The organism is Anaerotignum faecicola (assembly GCA_024460105.1).
Classification (GTDB): domain Bacteria; phylum Bacillota; class Clostridia; order Lachnospirales; family Anaerotignaceae; genus JANFXS01.
Map to the genome: position 1 here is coordinate 1 of JANFXS010000114.1, position 546 is coordinate 546.

Here is a 546-nt window from a genome sequence, read left to right on the forward strand (position 1 = left end):
GTAACCATCCGTGGAAAGATTCTTATGGTGGACAGCCGGGAACTGCGGAGCGGAAAGACGATTATGATCTTCGATATCTCCGACTTTACGGATACGATTACAGTAAAGATGTTTGCAAGAGAAGAGCAGTTAGATGACTTAAAGGCGGCCGTCCAGGCGGGGACGTTTATTAAGATCAAGGGTGTGACGACTATTGACAAGTTTGACGGCGAACTGACCCTGGGCTCTGTGGTGGGTATTAAGAAGTCGGAGGACTTCACGGGCAAGCGGATGGATGGAAGCCTGGAGAAACGGGTGGAGCTCCACTGCCATACGAAGATGAGCGATATGGATGGCGTAACAGAGGTCAAGGATAACGTAAAGCGTGCGAAAAAGTGGGGAATGCCGGCCATTGCCGTCACAGACCACGGGTGCGTCCAGTCCTTCCCGGATGCCAACCACGCCCTGGACAAAGGCGATACCTTTAAGATCCTGTATGGGGTGGAGGGGTATCTCGTTGACGATCTAAAGCTGCTGGTGGATAATCCCAAAGACCAGACCTTTGCA

The 546-nt window shown here is 51.8% G+C and carries 1 protein-coding gene; it reads left to right on the top strand.

Features of this window, described 5'->3' with window-relative positions; genetic code table 11:
• The coding region (locus tag NE664_13020; GenBank protein MCQ4727554.1) for a PHP domain-containing protein at positions 1-546 on the top strand (546 nt) is incomplete at both ends.